Annotated in this window: 14 protein-coding genes; 11 read left to right on the top strand and 3 right to left on the bottom strand. The window is 55.8% G+C overall.

The window, feature by feature from the left end:
• Positions 1-218 precede the first annotated feature (218 nt).
• Positions 219-809 carry a Uma2 family endonuclease gene (locus tag H6G53_RS01585; protein ID WP_190530712.1) on the top strand — a complete coding sequence of 197 codons (591 nt, stop codon included), beginning with the start codon at positions 219-221 and terminating at the stop codon, positions 807-809.
• Position 810: 1 nt separating this feature from the next.
• Here H6G53_RS01585 and H6G53_RS01580 read toward each other — a convergent pair whose 3' ends face one another.
• A complete protein-coding gene (locus H6G53_RS01580; protein ID WP_099532120.1) occupies positions 811-1,284 on the bottom strand; it encodes an anti-sigma regulatory factor in 474 nt (157 codons plus the stop codon).
• 718 nt (positions 1,285-2,002) lie between these two features.
• Between H6G53_RS01580 and H6G53_RS01575 the strand changes: the two genes are divergently transcribed.
• The 3 genes from H6G53_RS01575 (at position 2,003) to H6G53_RS01565 (ending at position 7,094) form a co-directional block, all read left to right on the top strand.
• Complete coding sequence (locus H6G53_RS01575) at positions 2,003-3,145, top strand: PP2C family protein-serine/threonine phosphatase (RefSeq protein ID WP_099532109.1); 1,143 nt, start codon at positions 2,003-2,005, stop codon at positions 3,143-3,145.
• 363 nt (positions 3,146-3,508) lie between these two features.
• Positions 3,509-5,092, top strand: coding sequence for an NAD(P)H-quinone oxidoreductase subunit N (locus tag H6G53_RS01570; RefSeq protein ID WP_099532111.1), 1,584 nt, complete (start codon positions 3,509-3,511; stop codon positions 5,090-5,092).
• Between the two features lie 211 nt (positions 5,093-5,303).
• Positions 5,304-7,094, top strand: a complete 1,791-nt coding sequence (locus H6G53_RS01565; protein WP_190530711.1) for a hypothetical protein — start codon at positions 5,304-5,306, stop codon at positions 7,092-7,094.
• A gap of 316 nt (positions 7,095-7,410) precedes the next feature.
• Here H6G53_RS01565 and H6G53_RS01560 read toward each other — a convergent pair whose 3' ends face one another.
• Positions 7,411-7,794, bottom strand: coding sequence for an AbrB family transcriptional regulator (locus H6G53_RS01560; RefSeq protein ID WP_099532113.1), 384 nt, complete (start codon positions 7,792-7,794; stop codon positions 7,411-7,413).
• 39 nt (positions 7,795-7,833) lie between these two features.
• On the opposite strand from H6G53_RS01560, the gene H6G53_RS01555 reads away from it, so the two are divergent.
• From H6G53_RS01555 to H6G53_RS01535, 5 genes are all read left to right on the top strand, one after another.
• Entirely contained in the window at positions 7,834-8,082 is a 249-nt protein-coding gene (locus H6G53_RS01555; protein WP_190354740.1) for a hypothetical protein, read from the top strand.
• 317 nt (positions 8,083-8,399) lie between these two features.
• Positions 8,400-8,843, top strand: coding sequence for an Rrf2 family transcriptional regulator (locus H6G53_RS01550; RefSeq protein WP_099532115.1), 444 nt, complete (start codon positions 8,400-8,402; stop codon positions 8,841-8,843).
• A gap of 432 nt (positions 8,844-9,275) precedes the next feature.
• The gene (locus H6G53_RS01545; protein ID WP_190530710.1) at positions 9,276-10,721 is read left to right on the top strand and encodes a YdiU family protein; all 1,446 of its coding nucleotides are present in this window, start codon (positions 9,276-9,278) and stop codon (positions 10,719-10,721) included.
• Between the two features lie 350 nt (positions 10,722-11,071).
• Positions 11,072-11,530 carry a YbjN domain-containing protein gene (locus H6G53_RS01540; protein WP_099534564.1) on the top strand — a complete coding sequence of 153 codons (459 nt, stop codon included), beginning with the start codon at positions 11,072-11,074 and terminating at the stop codon, positions 11,528-11,530.
• A gap of 20 nt (positions 11,531-11,550) precedes the next feature.
• Positions 11,551-12,969, top strand: a complete 1,419-nt coding sequence (locus tag H6G53_RS01535; RefSeq protein WP_190530709.1) for a tetratricopeptide repeat protein — start codon at positions 11,551-11,553, stop codon at positions 12,967-12,969.
• Between the two features lie 82 nt (positions 12,970-13,051).
• On the opposite strand, the gene H6G53_RS01530 is transcribed toward H6G53_RS01535, so the two are convergent.
• Positions 13,052-14,587, bottom strand: a complete 1,536-nt coding sequence (locus H6G53_RS01530) for a DEAD/DEAH box helicase (RefSeq protein ID WP_190530708.1) — start codon at positions 14,585-14,587, stop codon at positions 13,052-13,054.
• Between the two features lie 106 nt (positions 14,588-14,693).
• Between H6G53_RS01530 and H6G53_RS01525 the strand changes: the two genes are divergently transcribed.
• On the top strand, positions 14,694-16,640 hold the full coding sequence (locus H6G53_RS01525) for a CHAT domain-containing tetratricopeptide repeat protein (protein WP_190354736.1): 1,947 nt from the start codon (positions 14,694-14,696) through the stop codon (positions 16,638-16,640).
• A gap of 656 nt (positions 16,641-17,296) precedes the next feature.
• Complete coding sequence (locus H6G53_RS01520; RefSeq protein WP_190530707.1) at positions 17,297-19,189, top strand: ATP-binding protein; 1,893 nt, start codon at positions 17,297-17,299, stop codon at positions 19,187-19,189.
• The last annotated feature ends 153 nt before the right edge of the window (positions 19,190-19,342 follow it).

Raw genomic sequence — 19,342 nt, 5'->3', positions numbered from 1 at the left:
TAATAAGTCACTTAACTGATCGGAATGCGATCGCGCCGGTTGCAGTCGTCAGAATCATGCGCGATCGACTCCTAAAGACTCAGCGCGATCGCTTGCCCAAATTTGCACCATAAAATAAATGAAGAGGGGGATCTGCTCTCCCTTTTTTGGGTTTGGAGCAAGCAACTCGATTGAGGTCATTGGGTCAATGCCCCCAGCAATCTTCTAGGAGGTTTGCCATGTCGATCGCCCTATTACCGGAACCTGCAGTCATTACCGCTGATGATTATTTAGCCCAAGAAGTTCTGGCTGAAACTCGAAATGAATATCGTAATGGAGTTGTTGTTCCAATGACAGGGGGTACACCGGAGCATAATTTCATTGCAATTAATTTGATTACAATTCTGAAATTTGCCTTGCGAGGACAAGCCTATGATCTGGCATTGGCAGATCAGCGGCTGTGGATTCCGGAGCCGAATTTATATACCTATCCTGATGTGATGGTGGCAAAGCGACCCATCGAACGAAAGCCCGATCGCACCGATACCGTAATGAATCCGATCCTGATTGCTGAGGTACTTTCCAAATCAACAGCAGCTTACGATCGCACTGAAAAATTCGCCGCCTACCGGACGATCGCAAGCTTGCAAAACTATTTGTTAATTGATCAATATCAGCCCCATGTGGAACTCTATGCCCGAACGGGGGATCAGCAGTGGCTGTTCAGTGAATATGGGCAATTGAGCGATCGGGTGCTGTTGGATGCGGTGTCAGTGGAATTGCCGCTTGCGGATCTGTACGAGGCGATCGAGTTTGGCGGCGAGGCTTGACTCAATCCGCGATCGGGAGCACCGGTTCAAAATATTTCACAAATTCCAACAAGTTGCGACCATCCGGCTGGGGATCATAGCTCAGGCGATCGGCTACCCGATTCAGAATGGTTAAGCCCCGTCCGCCACCGCTGAGCTGTTCAATATCAAGAGTTTCCGGGGGTTCGGGAGTTTGGCCCCGTTCCAACACCGCCTGTCGCAAGTCAAACGGTTCTCCATGATCCCAAAGGCGCAAGGTCAAGGCCGTGGCCGTGAGTTCTGCCTCCAGCTCGATCGGGGTGTCGCAAGGGTGTTGGCGATGGGCATGGCGCACCGCATTCGTAAAAACCTCCGCCAGCACCGAGAGGCATTGGAGCCACACAGTACGAGGCACGTGGGGGCGATCGAGCGTGTCAAACCAGTTCAAAACGCGATCGAGCACCGCCAAATCGCTAGCAATGCGAAGTCGAATCGTTTGGTTTACGCTGGGATTCAAAGCATCCAACCTCTGCGGCGCGTTCAAGCAAAGCGTTCGGAATTCTCAAGCCTTCAGTCTCAACCCTGAATTTTAGCCACGCCATCCCAGGCATTGTGCCAAAATCAGCCGTAGTCCGTACCATTCCAGGTACTCCACTGATAGCTCACGATTCCTACTCCAGCCAGGGCGGAATTCCCGTGACCGAGACTCATCCGTTTCGGGGCGCGATCGCAACCCGTTGCACGTTGTGGCCCAGGCCCAGCCAACTCAACCCTCAGCCGCCAATCCCAGGGACAATTCGTGAAGGATCACGCATTACTCCCCAGGCTAACTTGCTTCGGAGGATGGCTCAACCCTTCCGGACTATTCGACTGGAATGGCGGCAATCCCCATCGACGCTCATCCCGGGTGTTCATGCTCGGTGCTCATCTACATCAAGGGCCGATCGGACTCGGCGCGATCCCGTTGTCATCGGCTCAATTTGGTTCGCCTGATGTCATTTGATTGACCCCATTCGATTGACCCCATTTGCCCCATTTGATTTGTTTACGCGATACGGCGTATTTCATCCGGTGCATTTCATCTGGCTTCTTTCAGTCACTCGGTTCATTTCAGTGCAACGGCTGCATCTTACGCCGACATTACGCTTAAGACATCATGCCTCAGACATCACGCCTGAATTGACCAACACTTGGGTTGCTCCTCTTGTTCCATCTTGCCACCACTGCCTTGACCTATGTTCCGTCTGCTGATTATCGATGACGATCCCACCATCCGCCGCCTGCTAGAGCGCACCCTGACCAAACAGGGCTATGAGGTGTTGGTTGCAGAAGATGGTGTTGCTGGTTTGGAGTTGGCCTGTAGTCAGCAGCCCGCTCTGATCATTTGCGATTGGATGATGCCGAAGATGGACGGCATTGAGGTTTGTCGGCGGGTCAAGCTGGAGGCCAATTTATCCTCCACGTTTTTCATTTTGTTGACCTCCCTTGGCTCCGTGGACGATCGGGTCAGGGGGTTGGATGCCGGAGCCGATGACTTCCTGTCCAAGCCGATCGAGATGAACGAACTGAAGGCCCGGGTGCGGGCGGGTCTGCGGCTACATCAACTGAATCAGGACTTGAAGGAACAAAAACGGCTGTTGGAAGAGGAAATGGCCGAAGCGGCCGATTATGTCAAAACCCTGCTACCCGCACCCATGGACGGCGCGGTGGGTATTTCGGCCAAATTTGAACCATCCAGCCGCTTGGGGGGTGACTGTTTCGATTTTTATTGGCTCGATGACGATCGACTCGTGGTTTATCTGGTGGATGCGGCGGGCCATGGCCTGAAGGCGGCGCTGCCCTCGTTGTCAGTGTTGAATTTGCTGCGCTCCCGATCGCTCCCGATCCAAGACTATGGCAGCCCCAGCGAGGTGTTGCGGGCCCTGAATGGCGCGTTTCAAATGAACGATCGCAACGACAAATACTTCACTGCTTGGTATGGAGTCTACAGCCGCCGCACCCGGAGCTTGGCCTATGCCAGCGCTGGCCATCCGCCCGGAATTTTGCTCTCGCCCAGCAAAGAATCGTTACCAACGGCCCAACGCCTCCGAACGGTAGGGCTACCCGTTGGCATGTTTGCGGAAGCGAAATATAGCGAGGCCTTTTGCGAAGTTCCCCCCGGCAGCACGCTCTACATCTTCAGCGATGGCATTTACGAACTGGGAATGCCCGATGGTACTGTTTGGGGGCTGGATCCCTTCGTGGAAGTGTTGCGGGAATGTTGGGCGGTTCCTGAGCGGGGAGCCGTGGAGCAAATCGTGAATCGGGTACAGGACTTTAACAGTGGCCGCAGCTATTTTGAAGATGACCTCTCCTTGTTACGGCTGCAATTTGCTTAAAGACTGGGAAGATGCTGAAGGTAGGGAGCAGTTTTGGGGATTTTTGTGGAGATATGGCGGGGAGATTGCGGAGCGGCCTTGGCAACTTGAGGCAATTTCAGCAGCCCTTGAAGCCATTTGAGGCTACTCCAAGCTGTTTTTCAGATGCACGAACCGGGCGATCGGGTGGCGATCGGGTGATGCTCCAAGGGCGATCGATTACTGGCTAGTTATCGGGGCATTTGGGGATTGTTATCGCCTATCCAGCGCGATCGCGTAGCGATCCACACGCCAACCCCTAAAATGGTTAACCGAACGCAGGCCGCATTTCCCTGCAACCTAGAAATGGCAATTGTTTCAAGCGCTCAACGGATTTAATTCCCTATGGACTTCTCAACCGTTGCCTCACAGCTCAACGCTTGGGCAATCCTGCCAGAAGGTATTGTCATTTTGACCCTCCTGGCAGTCTTGTTAATCGATCTCGTGTCCGGGCGGGCCGCATCGCGCTGGACTCCTTATGTGGCCGTGGCCGGTCTGTTGGGATCCGTGGTGGCCCTGTGGCTCCAGTGGAACCCGGAAGACCCGGTTTCCTTCCTGGGCGGCTTCAGCAACGACACCCTGGGCAGTGTTTTCCGGGGAATCGTCGCCCTGTCGTCGGCAATCACAATCTTGATGTCGATCGCCTATGTGGAATCCACCGGCACGGCCCTGGGCGAATTCATCGTCATTTTGCTCACGGCAACGGTTGGCGGGATGTTCCTGTCGGGCGCTGACGAGTTGGTGATGATTTTTGTGGCGTTGGAAACCCTCAGTATCGCGTCCTACTTGTTGACGGGATACATGAAGCGGGATCCGCGCTCCAACGAAGCGGCTCTCAAATATTTGCTGATTGGGGCTTCTAGCTCTGCCATCTTCCTCTACGGCGCTTCGTTGCTCTATGGCCTCTCGGGCGGCCACACCCGCTTGGGCGAAATCGCTGCCGGGATTGCCAGCAACCCCACCACGCCCCAAATTGGGATTGTGGTGGCGCTGGTCTTCGCGATCGCGGGGATTGCCTTCAAGATTTCGGCTGTGCCCTTCCACCAATGGACTCCCGACGTGTATGAAGGCTCGCCCACTCCGGTGGTGGCCTTTTTGTCCGTGGGTTCCAAGGCGGCTGGGTTCGCTCTGGCCATTCGCCTGTTGGTGACGGCGTTCCCGCTGGTGTCGGAACAATGGCACTTTGTGTTCACGGCCCTGGCCATTCTGAGTATGGTGCTGGGGAACGTGGTGGCCCTGGCCCAAACCAGCATGAAGCGGATGCTGGCTTATTCCTCGATCGGGCAGGCCGGCTTCGTGACGATCGGGCTGTTGGCCAACACGGCCGACGGCTACGCCAGCATGGTGTTTTACCTGTTGGTTTATTTGTTCATGAACCTGGGCGGTTTCGCCTGCGTGATTCTGTTCTCCCTGCGCACGGGCACGGATGAGATCAGTGAATACTCGGGGCTTTACCAAAAAGATCCCCTGTTGACCTTGGGGCTGAGTGTGTCGCTGCTGTCCCTGGGTGGCATTCCGCCTCTGGCTGGCTTCTTCGGCAAGATCTACCTGTTCTGGGTGGGCTGGCAAGCGGGCCTGTATACCCTGGTGCTGTTGGGGTTGGTCACCAGCGTGGTTTCCATCTACTACTACATTCGTGTGGTGAAGATGATGGTGGTGAAGGAACCGCACGAAATGTCCGATTCGGTGAAGAACTACCCGGCCATTAGCTGGAAACTCCCGGGGATGCGTCCTTTGCAAGTGGGCTTGGTGTTGTCGGTGATTGCCACATCGCTGGCGGGGATTTTGTCGAATCCGCTGTTTGCGATCGCCAATGATGCCGTGACCCAATCGCCGATGCTGCAAGCTTCGCTGAAGTTACCGGCGGCAACGGCTAAGGCTCCGGTGGTTGATCGGGCAGTGTCCTTGGCTCCGACCCTTGAACCCTAGGTCAGCCTGGACAAGATTGAGAAACCAAAATCGGGATATGGGTTCTCCCAATTAATGGCACTTCAAACGACAAGCCGCCGGATGCTAGACATCTGGCGGTTTTTTTGACGATGTTTTGATGATTTTTGGGTGTTTTCTGGGTGATGTGTTTTCTGGGTGATGATTTGGGCAATTTCTTCGGTATTGGGTTGAGGCTGATTGGGCTGAAATCTTGGGCCATGACCCAGAACGCCTATTGCGCCTGCCGCCCGATCGGGGCATGGTTGTTTTGCAGCGATCGCCCCTTTGGTTCCCGTTGATGGTTATGGATTCGCCCACCCCATCCCCACCGTCCAATTTTGATCCGTCGGCTGCTCCAGGATCCATGGGGGTCGATCGGGCCCATTGGCGATCGCAAATTTTGACCAATCCGATGGCCGCCGAACCCTACGCGGCCTTGGGAGAACTGTTGCGGCAGTCGGGCCAGGTGGCCGGGGCGATCGAGGCCTGGTGCAAAGCCTTGGCCTTGGAACCCCAACGAGAAACTTGGTATGCGGGGGCCCTGGCGGCCTTTGATGGGTGGTTAAAGCTGCCATCGATTTATGAAACTGAGGCCGCCCTCTGGCAGGCGCGATCGAACTATGCCCAAGGATTGGATCGGCTGATCGGCCTCACGCGATCGCACCCGGCCCTGATGCAGTTGGCGCTCCAGGCGATCGCCCTGCGGGTTCCGTTCTATTTGAACTACCAAGGCCAGGATGATCGGGCCTTGCAAGCACAATATGGCGCTTGGGTGTGCCAAACCTTAGCCACGGTTTTTCCTGATTTAGCCCCCTTGCAACCCCGCCGGCCCCGTGAGCGATCCTCGGGCGACCGATTGCGGATTGGCTATTTCAGCAGCCATTTTTATCACCACTCCGTGATGAAAACCCACCTGGGTTGGTTGCGCCATGCTGATCGTGATCGACTGGAAATCTATAGCTACTATGCCGGTAATCGCTGGGATGCCACCACAGACGAAGCCCGCCGCCTGAGCGATCGATTTGCCTTTTGGGAAACGGGCAACGACTTCAATCCCCAGCGCTATGCCGCCTTTTGTCGGGCCGCCTGGCAAGATCAACTCGACGTGGCGGTGATGCTAGATGTGGGTATGGATTCGGTGATGTATCTGATTGGGGGTTGGCGGTTTGCACCTGTCCAATGTGCCACCTGGGGCCATCCGGTCACCACCGGTCTGCCCACGGTGGACTACTACCTCTCAAGCGATCGGATGGAACCGCCCCAAGCCGAAACCCACTACAGCGAAACCCTGATCTGTTTACCGGGATTGGGCATTGCCTACGATCGCCCCCCGATCGCCCCCCAGCCTCAGCTCGATCGGGCCCAATTGGGCCTGGCTGACGACGAAGTGGTTTATCTCTGTTGCCAATCGTTATATAAATATTTGCCCCAAGCCGATCGGCTCTGGGTGGAAATTGCCCAAGCGGTTCCCCGATCGCGCCTCGTTTTCCTGGCCAGCCCTTTTCCAGAAGCGGCCCCGCCCTTTGCCCAGCGCCTCGCGGCCGCCTTTGCGGCCGCCGGCCTCGCTTTTGCCGACCACTGCACAATCTTGCCGCCCCAATCCCAAACGCAATTTTGGCAACTGAACCAACTGGCCGATGTGTTCCTCGACTCGATCGACTGGTCCGGTTGCAACAGCGCCCTGGAGGCGATCGCCGCTGGTCTCCCCGTCGTCACCCTCCCCGGAGCCTTGATGCGCGGTCGCCATGCCGCCGCCATCCTCACGGAATTGGGACTGACGGAAACCATTGCCCAAACCCCCGAAGACTACTGTGATTTGGCGATCGGGTTAGGGTGCGACCGGGCTTGGCGGCAAAATCTTCGCTTAGAAATCGCCCAGCGATCGGCCCGCATATTTAACCAAATTCACGGTGTGCGGGCCCTGGAAACCTTCTATGAATCCGCCGTGCAGCGTCGTCAACAGGAATGCACCCCCTGCCCGATCGCCCAAGCTGGAACCTAGCGATTTCCACGCCATAGAATCCGCCAGAGGATTGACCAGTGGGCACAGAGCCGCACGTCTGGTTCAAGCGATGTGAGAAACGAAAGAGCCAATCCGTCACCAGCCACCAACTTCAAAACCCGATCGCTCCACAGCCAAACACCCACAAAACAAAACAAGGGGCCTTGGCCCCTTGTCAGTCAGCATTCCTGATTACCGATTGATCACTGATTGGTCACCCATTGACCATGCAATCAGATCGTGCGCACTGCATGATCACGCAATGCTCAATGGAAATCGTCACGATCACAATCAGCCGAAACCACCAGATTCGAGCTTAGTTGCCTTCCACCTGTTTCAGGTGAATATGCTTACGGCCCAGGGTAATTTCAAACTCATCACCCGGCTTCAGATCCATTTGCTTGGTGTAAGCCGAGCCAATCAACAAATTGCCATTCGACTGCACCGTAATCCGATAACTTGCACTGCGGCCACCCCGACCATTGGGCTTTGCTTTGTTATCGAGTTCAATCCCTTCCGCGTCAATCAACGCGTTATAGAACTTCATCATGTTGACGCGATCAACGCCATCCTTGGTCGTGGTGTAGTAACCACAGGCCCGCGCCTTTTCTTCCTTGCTGGCGTTTTCCAGTTCCTTGACCTTTTCCAGTAGTTGGGCACCGGTCAGGGGTTGCGGGTCGGTCTTTTTGCGCTTGCTCATTGCTGTTTTAATCCAACAGGCTGGTCAATCTAGAGAGTAATGAATGAATTCACTGATACAGCGTTTGCCGGATCTCAGGCGAAAGGCGAAGATGATCGCGGCAATGGCTGCAAATCGGAATTGTTCCGATCCACAGCTTCCTTCTTGCCAGCAAACGCCTTTGAACATCCCAGCGATTCCCAAAAGATTCCCTGGGACAAGTTGCTTGAATCGGAAGATTGGGGAGATGAGTTCCACCAACCAAGCCGAGCGGTGTTTTTAAACTTCAAGAAGGTAATTTCATGCTAGCATCAGGCTCCATCATGGTACACGATTTGTGTTAAATCGCTAGTGGTTTTTTCAAAAAATCAATGATTGTCTGATTCAGTGGATCTGCTGACAGGATCTCCAAACATCCCTATTCTCGTCTGAGGAGGGATTAACCATCAGAATTTTGCAAGATCAGATGGCGATGCTGGCGTTCTTGCACCATCGAAGCACCGTGGTCAGCAGCAAACTTGAGGAATGATCTTGATAATCTTCGCGGCACAAGAACGGCGCACTGGGGGCGATTTAGCACCGGTTCTGGGAGCAAAACGGTACGATCGGGAGTCATGGTTCCAGCCATGAAGCTAACCGCTCGCGGACGCTACAGCATCAAGGCGATGCTGGATCTCGCCTTGCAACGCGGTCTTGGCCCTTGTCCTGTCCGCGCCATTGCCCAGCGCCAAAATATTCCAATGCCCTATCTAGAAAAATTGCTCATTGAGCTGCGGCGGGCGGGGCTGGTGGAGTCGCTGCGGGGCACTCGAGGTGGCTATCAACTGGCCCGCGACCCTAAGGAAATTTTTTTGGGAGAAATTCTGCGGGCGGTGGGCGAATCATTCACCGCTGCGCTGGGGCAAGAGATGGGTGCAGATTTGGCAGAAGATTGGGTAATGCGATCGCTCTGGAAGCGGCTGGCTCAGAAAATTGGTGACGCGCTCGATCGAATTTCCCTAGAGGATCTTTACTTTGATGCCCGCAGTTGGCAGGCGGCTAAAGGCCAAGACAGTAATTTCATTATTTAGGAAGATTCAAGGTTGCCAGACCCCTTGGCCGGCTCGATCGATCCCAGCCCATTCCCACTGTAGAATTCAACAGCGTAGCGATCGCCCTTAGTCCCCGATCGAAGGATCTTTTGCGGGCCGTTGCCTTGACCCAGATGGGCGATCGCGCTGGGCCTGAACTCACCGCAATTGGGGGCCCCAGATGGCCAGATTTTTTCGTGAATCCTGCCCTGCTTTGGGAAAATCGCAGCGGTTGTTTGAGTTGTCAATCGTCCCGCAGTGAGCACCCAAAACCGTGCCTTGCGAACAGGCTTCGCGCGGCTACTCCGCAAATAATCGCACCCCAGAATACCGCAAATGTGTGAATCATCCACCAGATCGATCCAAACAGTTACGATTTAACTTCTTAAATTAGTTTTCTAAATTATTCCCAACCGATTCCCATTGGTAACCATGACCCCCACCAATCCATTTCTGCGTTTGGATTACGAACCCGCTTTTCAGTCACTGGGGGACGATTATTTTGACCCGGTGGCGGCTGCTGAATTTCCGATGCATCAACTGCGCTTTCGGAATGATCACCTGCTGCCGAAGCTGGGGCTAGATCCTGCGGCGGTTCGTGACGATGATTTTGTGGCGGCCTTTGGGCAATTTGTCGGGCGAGAACCGCTGCTGGCCATGCGTTACCACGGCTATCAGTTTGGGGAATATAACCCACGATTGGGCGATGGACGGGGTTTTTTATATGGCCAAGTGCGAGGCCAAGACGGCGTTCTTTATGATTTGGCTACGAAAGGATCTGGCCAAACCCCCTATTCCCGAAACGGCGATGGGCGCTTAACCCTCAAGGGTGGCGTGCGGGAAGTGTTGGCAACGGAGATGCTCGATCGGTTGGGGGTCAACACATCACGCACCTTGTCACTGATTGAAACGGGCGAAAAACTATGGCGAGGTGATGAACCCTCGCCCACGCGATCGTCCGTGATTGTGCGGATGGGAGCAAGCCACATTCGATTTGGCACATTTGAGCGACTGCACTATCTGAAGCGGCCTGATTTAATCGATCGCCTGTTGGCCCATGTGCTGGAAACCTACTATGGCCATTGGGTGGGCGATCGGGATTGGAAAGCCAAGCTCTATGCCGAATTGGTGGAGCGGGTGGCGCGGCTTTGTGCCCAATGGATGGTGGCGGGGTTCTGCCATGCGGTTTTGAACACGGACAATATGCTGATCACGGGCCAGAGTTTTGACTATGGCCCCTATGCTTTCATTCCCACTTACGATTTGCGATTTACGGCGGCCTATTTTGACTATTACGGCCGCTATGCCTATGGCAATCAGCCCACCATTTGTCGCCTGAATTTAGAGCTATTGCAGCGGCCGTTGGGGATGGTGATGCCGGTGGCGGATCTGGAAGCCGGACTGGAGCGATTCCCAGAGCAATATGCTCAAGAATATCGCCGGTTAATGGCGGCCCGGCTGGGGTTTGAGCATTTGGCAGAAGCGGAGGCGGATGATTTGGTGGAGGCAACGGTGCAATTTTTAGCCGTTTCCCAAACGCCCTATCACGCTTTCTTTGCCAAACTGCGCAGCCATTTTTCCCCCAGTTGGCGCGATCTCCCGGAAGACTATGCCAGCGATCGCCCCTTTTGGGTGGGCCCTGCTGACAGCAACCCCCAAGGGGAAACCCTGGCCTATTGGGGAAAATGGTGTGAAGTTTATGGGCGAATTTTGCAACAACAATCGGATCAGGGGTTGGCTGCCTTGGCCGACCAACTCCAGCGAGCCAACCCGTTGATCACGATCGTCCGGCCAGAGATTGAGCGCGTTTGGGAGGCGATCGACCAGGCCGACGATTGGCAACCCTTCGCGGAACTGCTGCAAGCGATCGGTTCGTAGTAGCGTGGCTGCCTTAATTCGCTGGGTTAAATGACATGGCTGTTATCGTCACCTGATCGTTAAGCAACAAGGGGCTTAAGCCCCTTGTTATCACGACTGGTTCCGCAACTTTGACCCAATGTATTAAGCCTGTCATGCTAGTAGGCTCGCAAGCCGGTAAAAGCTGTAATGATTGGCCACATCAGGACGGCGGTTCCGGATTTTTGTTAAAACGGCAATATTGCAGCCCGATCGAGCCGGCCCAATTCCGCAAGCTCCCACCCTGGTGATTCAGGACAGTTGCTGGAGTCGCTGGCGGATCATCTGCCGCTGAGGAGATTGTTTTTCAACATAGGTTTGGGGTGATCCGCATGGCGACATTTAAAACCGAAGCCCAAAAAAGCTGCTACGAGAAAATCTTTCCCTGGCTCCAAGGGATTTGGTCTGATGTGGTGATTGATATGGAAGCGCCCCATCCCACGGCTTACATCACCGCCGGTTCTGCCTGTGTGTTGGTGGAGGTGTTGCCCTGGGGGGATGATGATGCGGTGGTGAACACGCGCTCCTATGTGGTGACCAATGTGGATTTGTCGCCGGAGCTGATGCACTATCTGTTACGTGAGAATGATCGGTTGCTGTTTGGGGCTTTTGGAATCGATGCCGATGGTGATATTTTCCTAAACCATGCGATCGTGGGTTCTGAGTGCGATCGCCCGGAATTGGAAGCATCGGTGCAGGCGGTTTTGTCCTTGGCGGATGAATATGACGATGCGATCGTCTCGCGCTGGGGCGGTCAACGGGCGGTCGATCGCGTGCCCAGTTTGACCTAACGGCTTGAGAGACCAAATTGATGAGACAAGAACAGTGGCGCGAAGAACAATGGCGCAAAGAATGGTGGCGTAAAGGGCAATGGCGTAAAGGGATCATCCTAATTAGCGGTTCCGTTGCGAGTTTGTGCTTAGCCACAACGGCCAGGGCGATCGCGCCGTCGCTGCCACAACCCAACTTGACTCTGGCCGCCGATCACTGGGTGGCCCAAACCCCTAACTCCGAAGGGGCGATCGGTCAGGAATCTGCGGACTTTTTTGCCAACCGGGCCCAAGAACGGCTCCGTAATCGCGACTTCGCCGGGGCGGTGGCGGATTTTTCCAAGGCGATCGAATTGCAACCGGCGGGTCAACTGCCCCCGGCCCAACTGGCTCGGCTCTATTACAACCGGGGCAATGCCCAATGGAACTTGCAGGTGGCGGAAGCGGCGATCGCGGACTATACCGAAGCCCTGCGTTTGGATCCGCAATTGACCAACGCCCTGGTGAATCGGGGGGTAGTGCGGCGGGCCCGGGGCGATCTGGCCGGGGCGATCGCGGACTATTCATCGGCCCTGAGTCAAAAAGAGGATGACCCAACCATTCACTACAACCGGGGCAATGCCTATCGCGACCAGCAAAATTGGGCCGCGGCTTTGACGGATTACGATCGGGCGATCGCCCTCGATCCCAACTACGTGAATGCCTACATCAACCGGGGAACGGTTCACCGCCAACGGGGCGATGGGGCCGCGGCCTTAGCGGATTTTGACGCGGCGATCGACCGGAATCCCCAATCGGCGGAAGCCCTGTTTAATCGCGGTGTGTTGCGGTTTGACCGGGGCGATCGGCTGGGCGCGGCGGCGGATTTGGATCGGGTGGTGACCCTGCGGCCCCAACAGGCCAGCGGCTGGGTGAAGCGCGGCCTGTTGCGCCACATTGCGGGCGATCGCAATCGAGCCATGGCTGACTACGGCCAGGCGATCGCGGTGGATCCCCAGGTGGCCGAAGCCTATAATTTGCGTGGGTTAGGCTACTTCCAAATGGGACAAATTCGGGAGGCCCTGGCGGACTTGAATCGGGCGATCGAACTCGATCCGCTCTATGCCAATGCCTACGTCAACCGAGGGATGGTTTATCATCAACGGCGCAACTTTGAAGCCGCGATCGCGGACTATTCAGCGGCCCTGCGGGTGAATGTGGACTATGCGGAAGCGTTCCACGCCAGGGGGTTGGCTCGGGCCGGGATGCGCGATTGGCTCGGGGCGATCGCGGATTATTCCGAGGCCTTGCGGTTACAGCCCGCCTATGCCAATGCCCTGTTGAATCGGGCCAGGGCCCATCGTTCCTTGGGCGATCGGGTGGCCGCGCGGGCCGATCTCCAGGCGGCGGAAGTGATCTACCGCGATCGGCAGGATCAAGCCGGGTTGCAACAATTGCGGGAATTGCGGAACGCGCTCTAAATTCCACACCCGGCTCGAAACGCAGACAAGGGGCTTAAGCCCCTTGCCCCGAGGACGATCGGTGCTTTGCAAGTCCCCTCCGTTAGTTTTCAGCTTCTTCAGGATCGGGATCGAGCGCAGGCGTTTCCGGCGGCTGGCGAGATCCATAGCGCGGTTTGGCCTCAGCGGCCTTCAGAGGCGATCGCCCGGAAGATGGACTGGGCAGCAAGGTGAGTTGACCCTTGGCGCGATCGGGTGGGGCCGCCGCCTGGGCAGCGGGGCGGCGGCGATCGCTCGTGCGTTCCTCCACCGTGTCCGCCGCCACCACCTCGTAAAGGATGGCCCGTTTGCCCGGTTCACTACCCTTCCGCAAAATTCGTCCCAACCGTTGAATGAACTGTCGAGTGGAACCGCTGCCCGCCAGGAAAATCGCCACCTTGGCATCGGGCACATCCACCCCTTCATCCAACACATTGGCCACCACGATCGTGCAATAGTCCCCCTGTTTGAACTTTTGTAGAATTTCGTGGCGCTCCTTAACCGGCGTTTGGTGGGTGATGGCGGGGATCAAGAATTCCTGGGAAATTCGATAGACCGTGGCGTTGTCATTTGTGAAAATCAACACTCGATCGGGGTGATGTTGAGCCAATAAATCCGCCAACAGGCGTAATTTGCCATCGGTACCGAGGGCGATCGCCTTGGCCTCGTGGTGTGCCAACAGGGCCCGGCGGCCTTCGGCCGATCGGGCAGAAACCTGGATAAACCGCTGCCACCCATCCAAGGAGCCAAAGCTAATTTTCTGCGATCGTAAAAATTGATTCCGGGTTTGAATCAAGGTCTCGTAGCGGGCCCGCTCCCGATCGGCCAAGTTCACCCGAATTTGCACCACCTCGTGATCGGCCAAGGCTTGGCCCGACAAGTCTTCCGGTGCTTTGCGATAGACCTCGGGCCCAATCAGCTCATCCAAGTCCACATGGCGACCATCCGCCCGATCGGGCGTGGCCGTCAGTCCCAAGCGGTATGGGGCGATCGAACAGTCGGCGATCGCCCGATAAAACTGGCTGGGCAAGTGATGACATTCATCAAAAATCAACAGGCCATACTGATTGCCCAGGGTTTCGGCATGGATAGCGGCGCTGTCGTAGGTGGCCACCAACAGGGGCGTTCGATCGCGCGAGCCACCCCCCAACAACCCCACCGCCACATCGGGAAACGCCGCCGACCAATGGGCATACCACTGGTGCATCAAGTCCAGCGTGGGCACAATCACCAAGGTGCTGCGCGGCGTAGCCACCATGGCCATTTGGGCCAAGTAGGTTTTGCCCGCCGCCGTTGGCAACACCACCACCCCTTGGCGGCCCGCCTGTTTCCAGGCCGCCAGGGCCTCTTGCTGGTGGGGATAGGGTTCCATTTGCAACCGGGGTTGCAGTTCCAAGGGGGCAAATTCCTTGGCCTCGTCCTGAAACTCGATCGCCTCGGCCCGCAAGCGTTCCACCAGCGATCGGTATTGATGCGCTGGAATCCGAAACTTTTCGATGCGATCGTCCCAAACGGCCCATTCAATCCAACTGCGGCCCTTGGGCGGTGGATGCAAAATCAGAGTGCCGCGATCGAAACTTAAGCGGGGCAACCGAGCCATGGGCAGCGCAAGCGGATGGATCTGATCGATCTGATGAATCTGATAGAACAGAAATGAAATTGCAGTAATGGTAGCCCGGTTTGGGTTAATCAACGGAGAGCGCCCTATGGTGGCTTGGCGATGGCACTGGTTAGCAATGGTGACGATCTCGCTCCTGGGGGGATCGGTTAGCTTCGGCGGGCCCGTGACGGCGGCCGGGCGTTTGATTCCCAACGATCAACTGCCCCAGTCCCGCCCCCTGCTCCCCCACCGGGCCCAAAGTCCCGAGGTCGATCGCCTCATTCAACAAGCCGATGAATTGTTCTATCGCCAAGATCGATACGCCGAAGCTGCCCGGTTGTACCAACAGGCGATCGACCAAGGGGGCGTGAATCGGCCCGAAGCCGTTGGCCCCCTGGCCCAATGTCTGATGCTGTTGGGGCGGGATGCGGAGGCCATTCCCCTGTTGCGGCGTTTTGCCAACGGAAACCCGGGCAACGAAACTTGGCTGAGTCGGTTGGCCATTGCGGAATATCGCACCCGCGACTATGCGGCCGCCGAAAGGCATCTGTTGATGGCGATTCAGTCTTGGGAAACCAAACGAGCCAGCGGCGACTTAAACGATATTCAACGGGTGACGCTGCTGGAGCAACAAAGCTACGCCTATCGCCAACTGCTGCGAACGCTGATTGCCCAAGGCAAAACCGAAGCGGCCTTGGAGTGGGCGGAACGGGGCCGGGCCCGGGCCCTGGTCGAGGTGTTGATGCAACAGGCCGCCCGCCAGCCCACGGCCGAGTCCCTGTCGATCGGGCAAATTCGCCAACTGGCCAAACAGCTCAACGCAACCCTTGTCACCTATGCGGTTTTGGGCAAGACCCCGAAGATTATTGGTGATGAATTGGAAGATGACTCGATCGTCGCCATTTGGGCCGTGCAACCCAATGGGTCGATCGCCTTCAAGGAGGTGGATCTCGCCCAAGTGTCCGCCAAATCCCTCACCGAATTGGTGCTGGCGGCTCGGGGAGCCATGACCGCTGTGTTGCCCACCGCTGGCAGCGCCACCACCGAGCTAAAACGCCTCTACCAATTGTTGATTGCCCCGATCGCCCCTCAATTGCCCCGCGATCCAAACCAGCGCTTGGTATTTGTGGTGCAAGGGGCCACTAACCTGGTTCCCTTTGCGGCTCTCCAGAATCCCAACGGCGATTACCTTGTGCAAACTCAGACGATCGCCACAACGCCATCCCTTCAGGTGTTAGCCATCGCCGAACAACGCCGTAAAACGCAAACGCCTGCGGCCCAGCCCGGCCTGGTGGTGGGTAACCCGGTTTTAATGCCGGAAGTACCCGCCGGCCCGGATGGCCAGCGAGAGCGGCTGGCTCCTTTGCCCGGAGCCGAAACCGAAGCCCAAGCGGTGGCTCAAATGTTGGGCGTGCAACCGCTGCTGACCGATCAGGCCACCAAAAGCGCGATCGTGGCTGAGATGCCCAATCAACGGATCCTGCATTTTGCTACCCACGGGGTCTTGGATCTGGATGCCAATTTGAACGAGTTTGGCCGCCCGCGCGATCCCAACGCCCCCAAAGCTCGCCGGGGCGGCGTAATTGTCAGCCCTGGCTCTGTGATCATTGGTGGCAACGTAACGGTCAATGGCAACAATGCCAACCTCGCCTTAGCGGGAGAAGGCGTGGTGCAGCCGGCCGTGCCTGGCCTCTTGGCCCTGGCTCCCTCCCGAGGGGATGATGGTCTGTTACGAGCCGCAGAAATCGCCACCATGCGCTTGCAAGCCCAGCTCGTGGTGTTGAGTGCTTGTAATACTGGTCGGGGTCGCATTACGGGTGATGGGGTGATGGGCCTGGCGCGATCGTTCCTAGTGGCCGGCGTGCCCACGGTGGTGGCTTCCCTCTGGAAAGTGCCCGACAACCCCACCAAAACGCTGATGATTGCCTTTTATCAAGCACTTCAGCGCAATCCCGATACCGCTGTCGCCCTGCGTAGCGCCATGCTGGAAACCATCAAACAGCATCCAAATCCTCGGGACTGGTCTGCTTTTATCACCGTTGGGGCCCCTTAGGGCGAAAAATCAATCAAACCCTTTCAAAATTCGGCTCGTTGAACCGTCACGAGTAACCCTGCGATCGTTGCCTTTCCCGAGCGATCGCTATTCAAGGGCGACCATTGATGCTTCAATTTTCTGGATGATTTCGATTGCCCTTCCCGGATTTTTTCTGGTTTGCCTGATGGGTACTTTATGGACAGTTAGCTCCCTTGGAAACCGTTGGGCCACCAACGCCCTTGGGAGTCAAAACTGGCCATCAAGACTGTTCTTTTCCAGGAATTTGCCCAAAAATTTACCTAGAGGTTGAGTTGGGGATGCTCCTGACAATGACTTCAAAGACTCGCTTAGAGGATGTCTGAAAAGCCACAGCTACTACTTATCGGCCTCATCGATCGACGCAAACCAGGGGCTTGGGGGGTGTCGTCATTGTGCGGGGTGATGCCGAAACAGTTGATCTTCCGCGCCCTGTTGGTGCTTGGTAACTCATCCAAAATACTTTTCAGACATCCTCTGAGAAAGAAATTGACCGAGGGACTGACCGAGGAATGGGCTTCGGACTTGACTGGTGAACTGGCTTGAGAATTGGCGTGAGAACTGATTTGGAGAATTAGCTTGGGAATTAGCTTGAGAGTTTGCTGGAAAGTTTGCCGGAGAGTTTTGATCGCGACCCCATGATTCAACCACGCACCATTCAAGTTTGGGTTGGGGCTGTTTTGGTAATCACCATTCTGCCGTCACTGTTGGAGTTGGCAGGGGTGTCTTTTTCTACGGTGATTCAGCCCTTGGATCCGACGGTCATTCCTGCCATGACGGATCCTCGATTTGTGCAGGATCCGGAATTGGTGGATGGGTTGCACCACATGCTGGCGGGTAGTTTCATTCACACCATTTTGGAATGGAGCGCCTTTGCCGCCGCTACCCTAACGGCGGTGTTGGCCTTTTTGCACTTTACGTTGCATCGAGATTTGGTCACCCCGCTGATTGGGTTGGTGTTGTTTTATGCCGGTTGTATGGATGCGTTTCACACCCTGGCCGCCGATCGCCTGATTGATTCTGTCGATAGCTCGGTGGATTTAATTCCTTTCACTTGGGTGCTCTGCCGATTATTTTCTGGCACTATTTTGACCCTGGGATTGGTTGCAATTACGAACACCAACAGCCATCTTTTGCCCGATCGCTGGCAATGGGTGGGCCGGTCTTGGCTGGGTAGTTCAGCATTAATTGGTTTCGCATCCTTAGGGTTAGGTGTGCTCGCCTATTTAACCATTTGGCTGTGCTTAACCAGTCAGAAACTACCACTCACCTTGTTTCCCGATGCGATCGTAACCCGTCCTTGGGATTTGGGGCCGTTGGTGCTGTTTGCCCTTTTGGGTTTGTGGGGATTGCCTCGGTTTTATGAAAAATATCCCAGCTATTTTTCTTTGGCCCTTTGGGTCAGCATGATTCCCCAGGTGGCCACTCAGCTCCACATGGTGTTTGGGTCAATGGCCCTGTTTGATTCGGGGTTTAATATTGCCCATTTTCTGAAAATCGTGGCCTATTTGGTTCCCTTCAGTGGCCTTTGCTTGAGCTATGTGCAGGTGAATCGGGAGCGAACGGTGGCGATCGGGGACTTGCGACGGGCCAATGAGTCTCTCACTGAATTGGAGCGTTTATCGAGCGATCGAGCCGCAGTCCTCAATCAAGTGTTGTTGGATTTGCGCAACACCCAAAGCCAGCTCATCCATGCGGAAAAAATGTCCGGCTTGGGCCAGTTGGTGGCTGGCATTGCCCATGAAATCAACAATCCTGTTAGTTTTATTCGGGGCAATTTGTTGTATGCCAAAAACTACACCAAGGATTTAATTGATGTGGTGCGAGCCTATCAGGAAACCTATCCCGATCGCCCGGAACATCTACAGGACTTGGAGGCGGAATTAGATCTACCCTTCATCCAAGATGACTTTCTGAAGCTGATGGACTCCATGCAGAATGGTGTGCTGCGAATTAACTCGATCGTTTTGGCTTTGCGCTCCTTTTCGGGTCTGGATGAGGAGGGAATGAAGCCCCTGAATTTGCAGTCGAGCATTAAGCACGCTTTGTTGATTCTGAATCATCGGCTGACGGGCAACGATTCCATGGCCAAAAAGACGGGATTAAGTGTCAATCTCGAAACGCGCTATGAGGCGGTGTCGCCAGTGTTGTGCTATCCCGACCAAATTAATCAGGTTTTGTTGCATTTACTGACCAATGCGCTGGATGCGATCGAGGAGGCAATTCGCCAAGACCGACAGCGCCAAGACCCCAACTGGCAACCCATGTTGGCTGTGTCCCTGGTCAATTTGGGCGATCGGGTGCGGGTGTTGGTGCGGGATAACGGGATGGGGATTCCTGAATCGGCACGAGATCAGCTTTTTAATCCTTTTTTCACCACTAAGCCGGTGGGCCGGGGGACGGGTTTGGGCTTGTCCGTGAGCGAAAGAATTGTGAAGTCCCATGGCGGACTCATTGAATTCAGCACGGCGATCGGGCAAGGAACGGAATTTCGGGTGGAGTTGCCGATTCAACCGGATCCGCTGACCTAGGGGCACAAAACTTGCCCACTTCCATGAACATCTGGGATCGCGGATTGGATGGGTGATGCTGCGGTGGTCGCGTGGCTATGATGATAGGCGGCGATGATGATGGGTGCGTAGCCGATACCGGCGGGCTAGTCGTGGGCTAATCAACGGTCAATT

Origin of the sequence: Limnothrix sp. FACHB-406 (assembly GCF_014698235.1) — a bacterium.
Lineage (GTDB): Bacteria > Cyanobacteriota > Cyanobacteriia > CACIAM-69d > CACIAM-69d > CACIAM-69d.
This window is presented reverse-complemented; position numbering and strand designations above follow the sequence as displayed.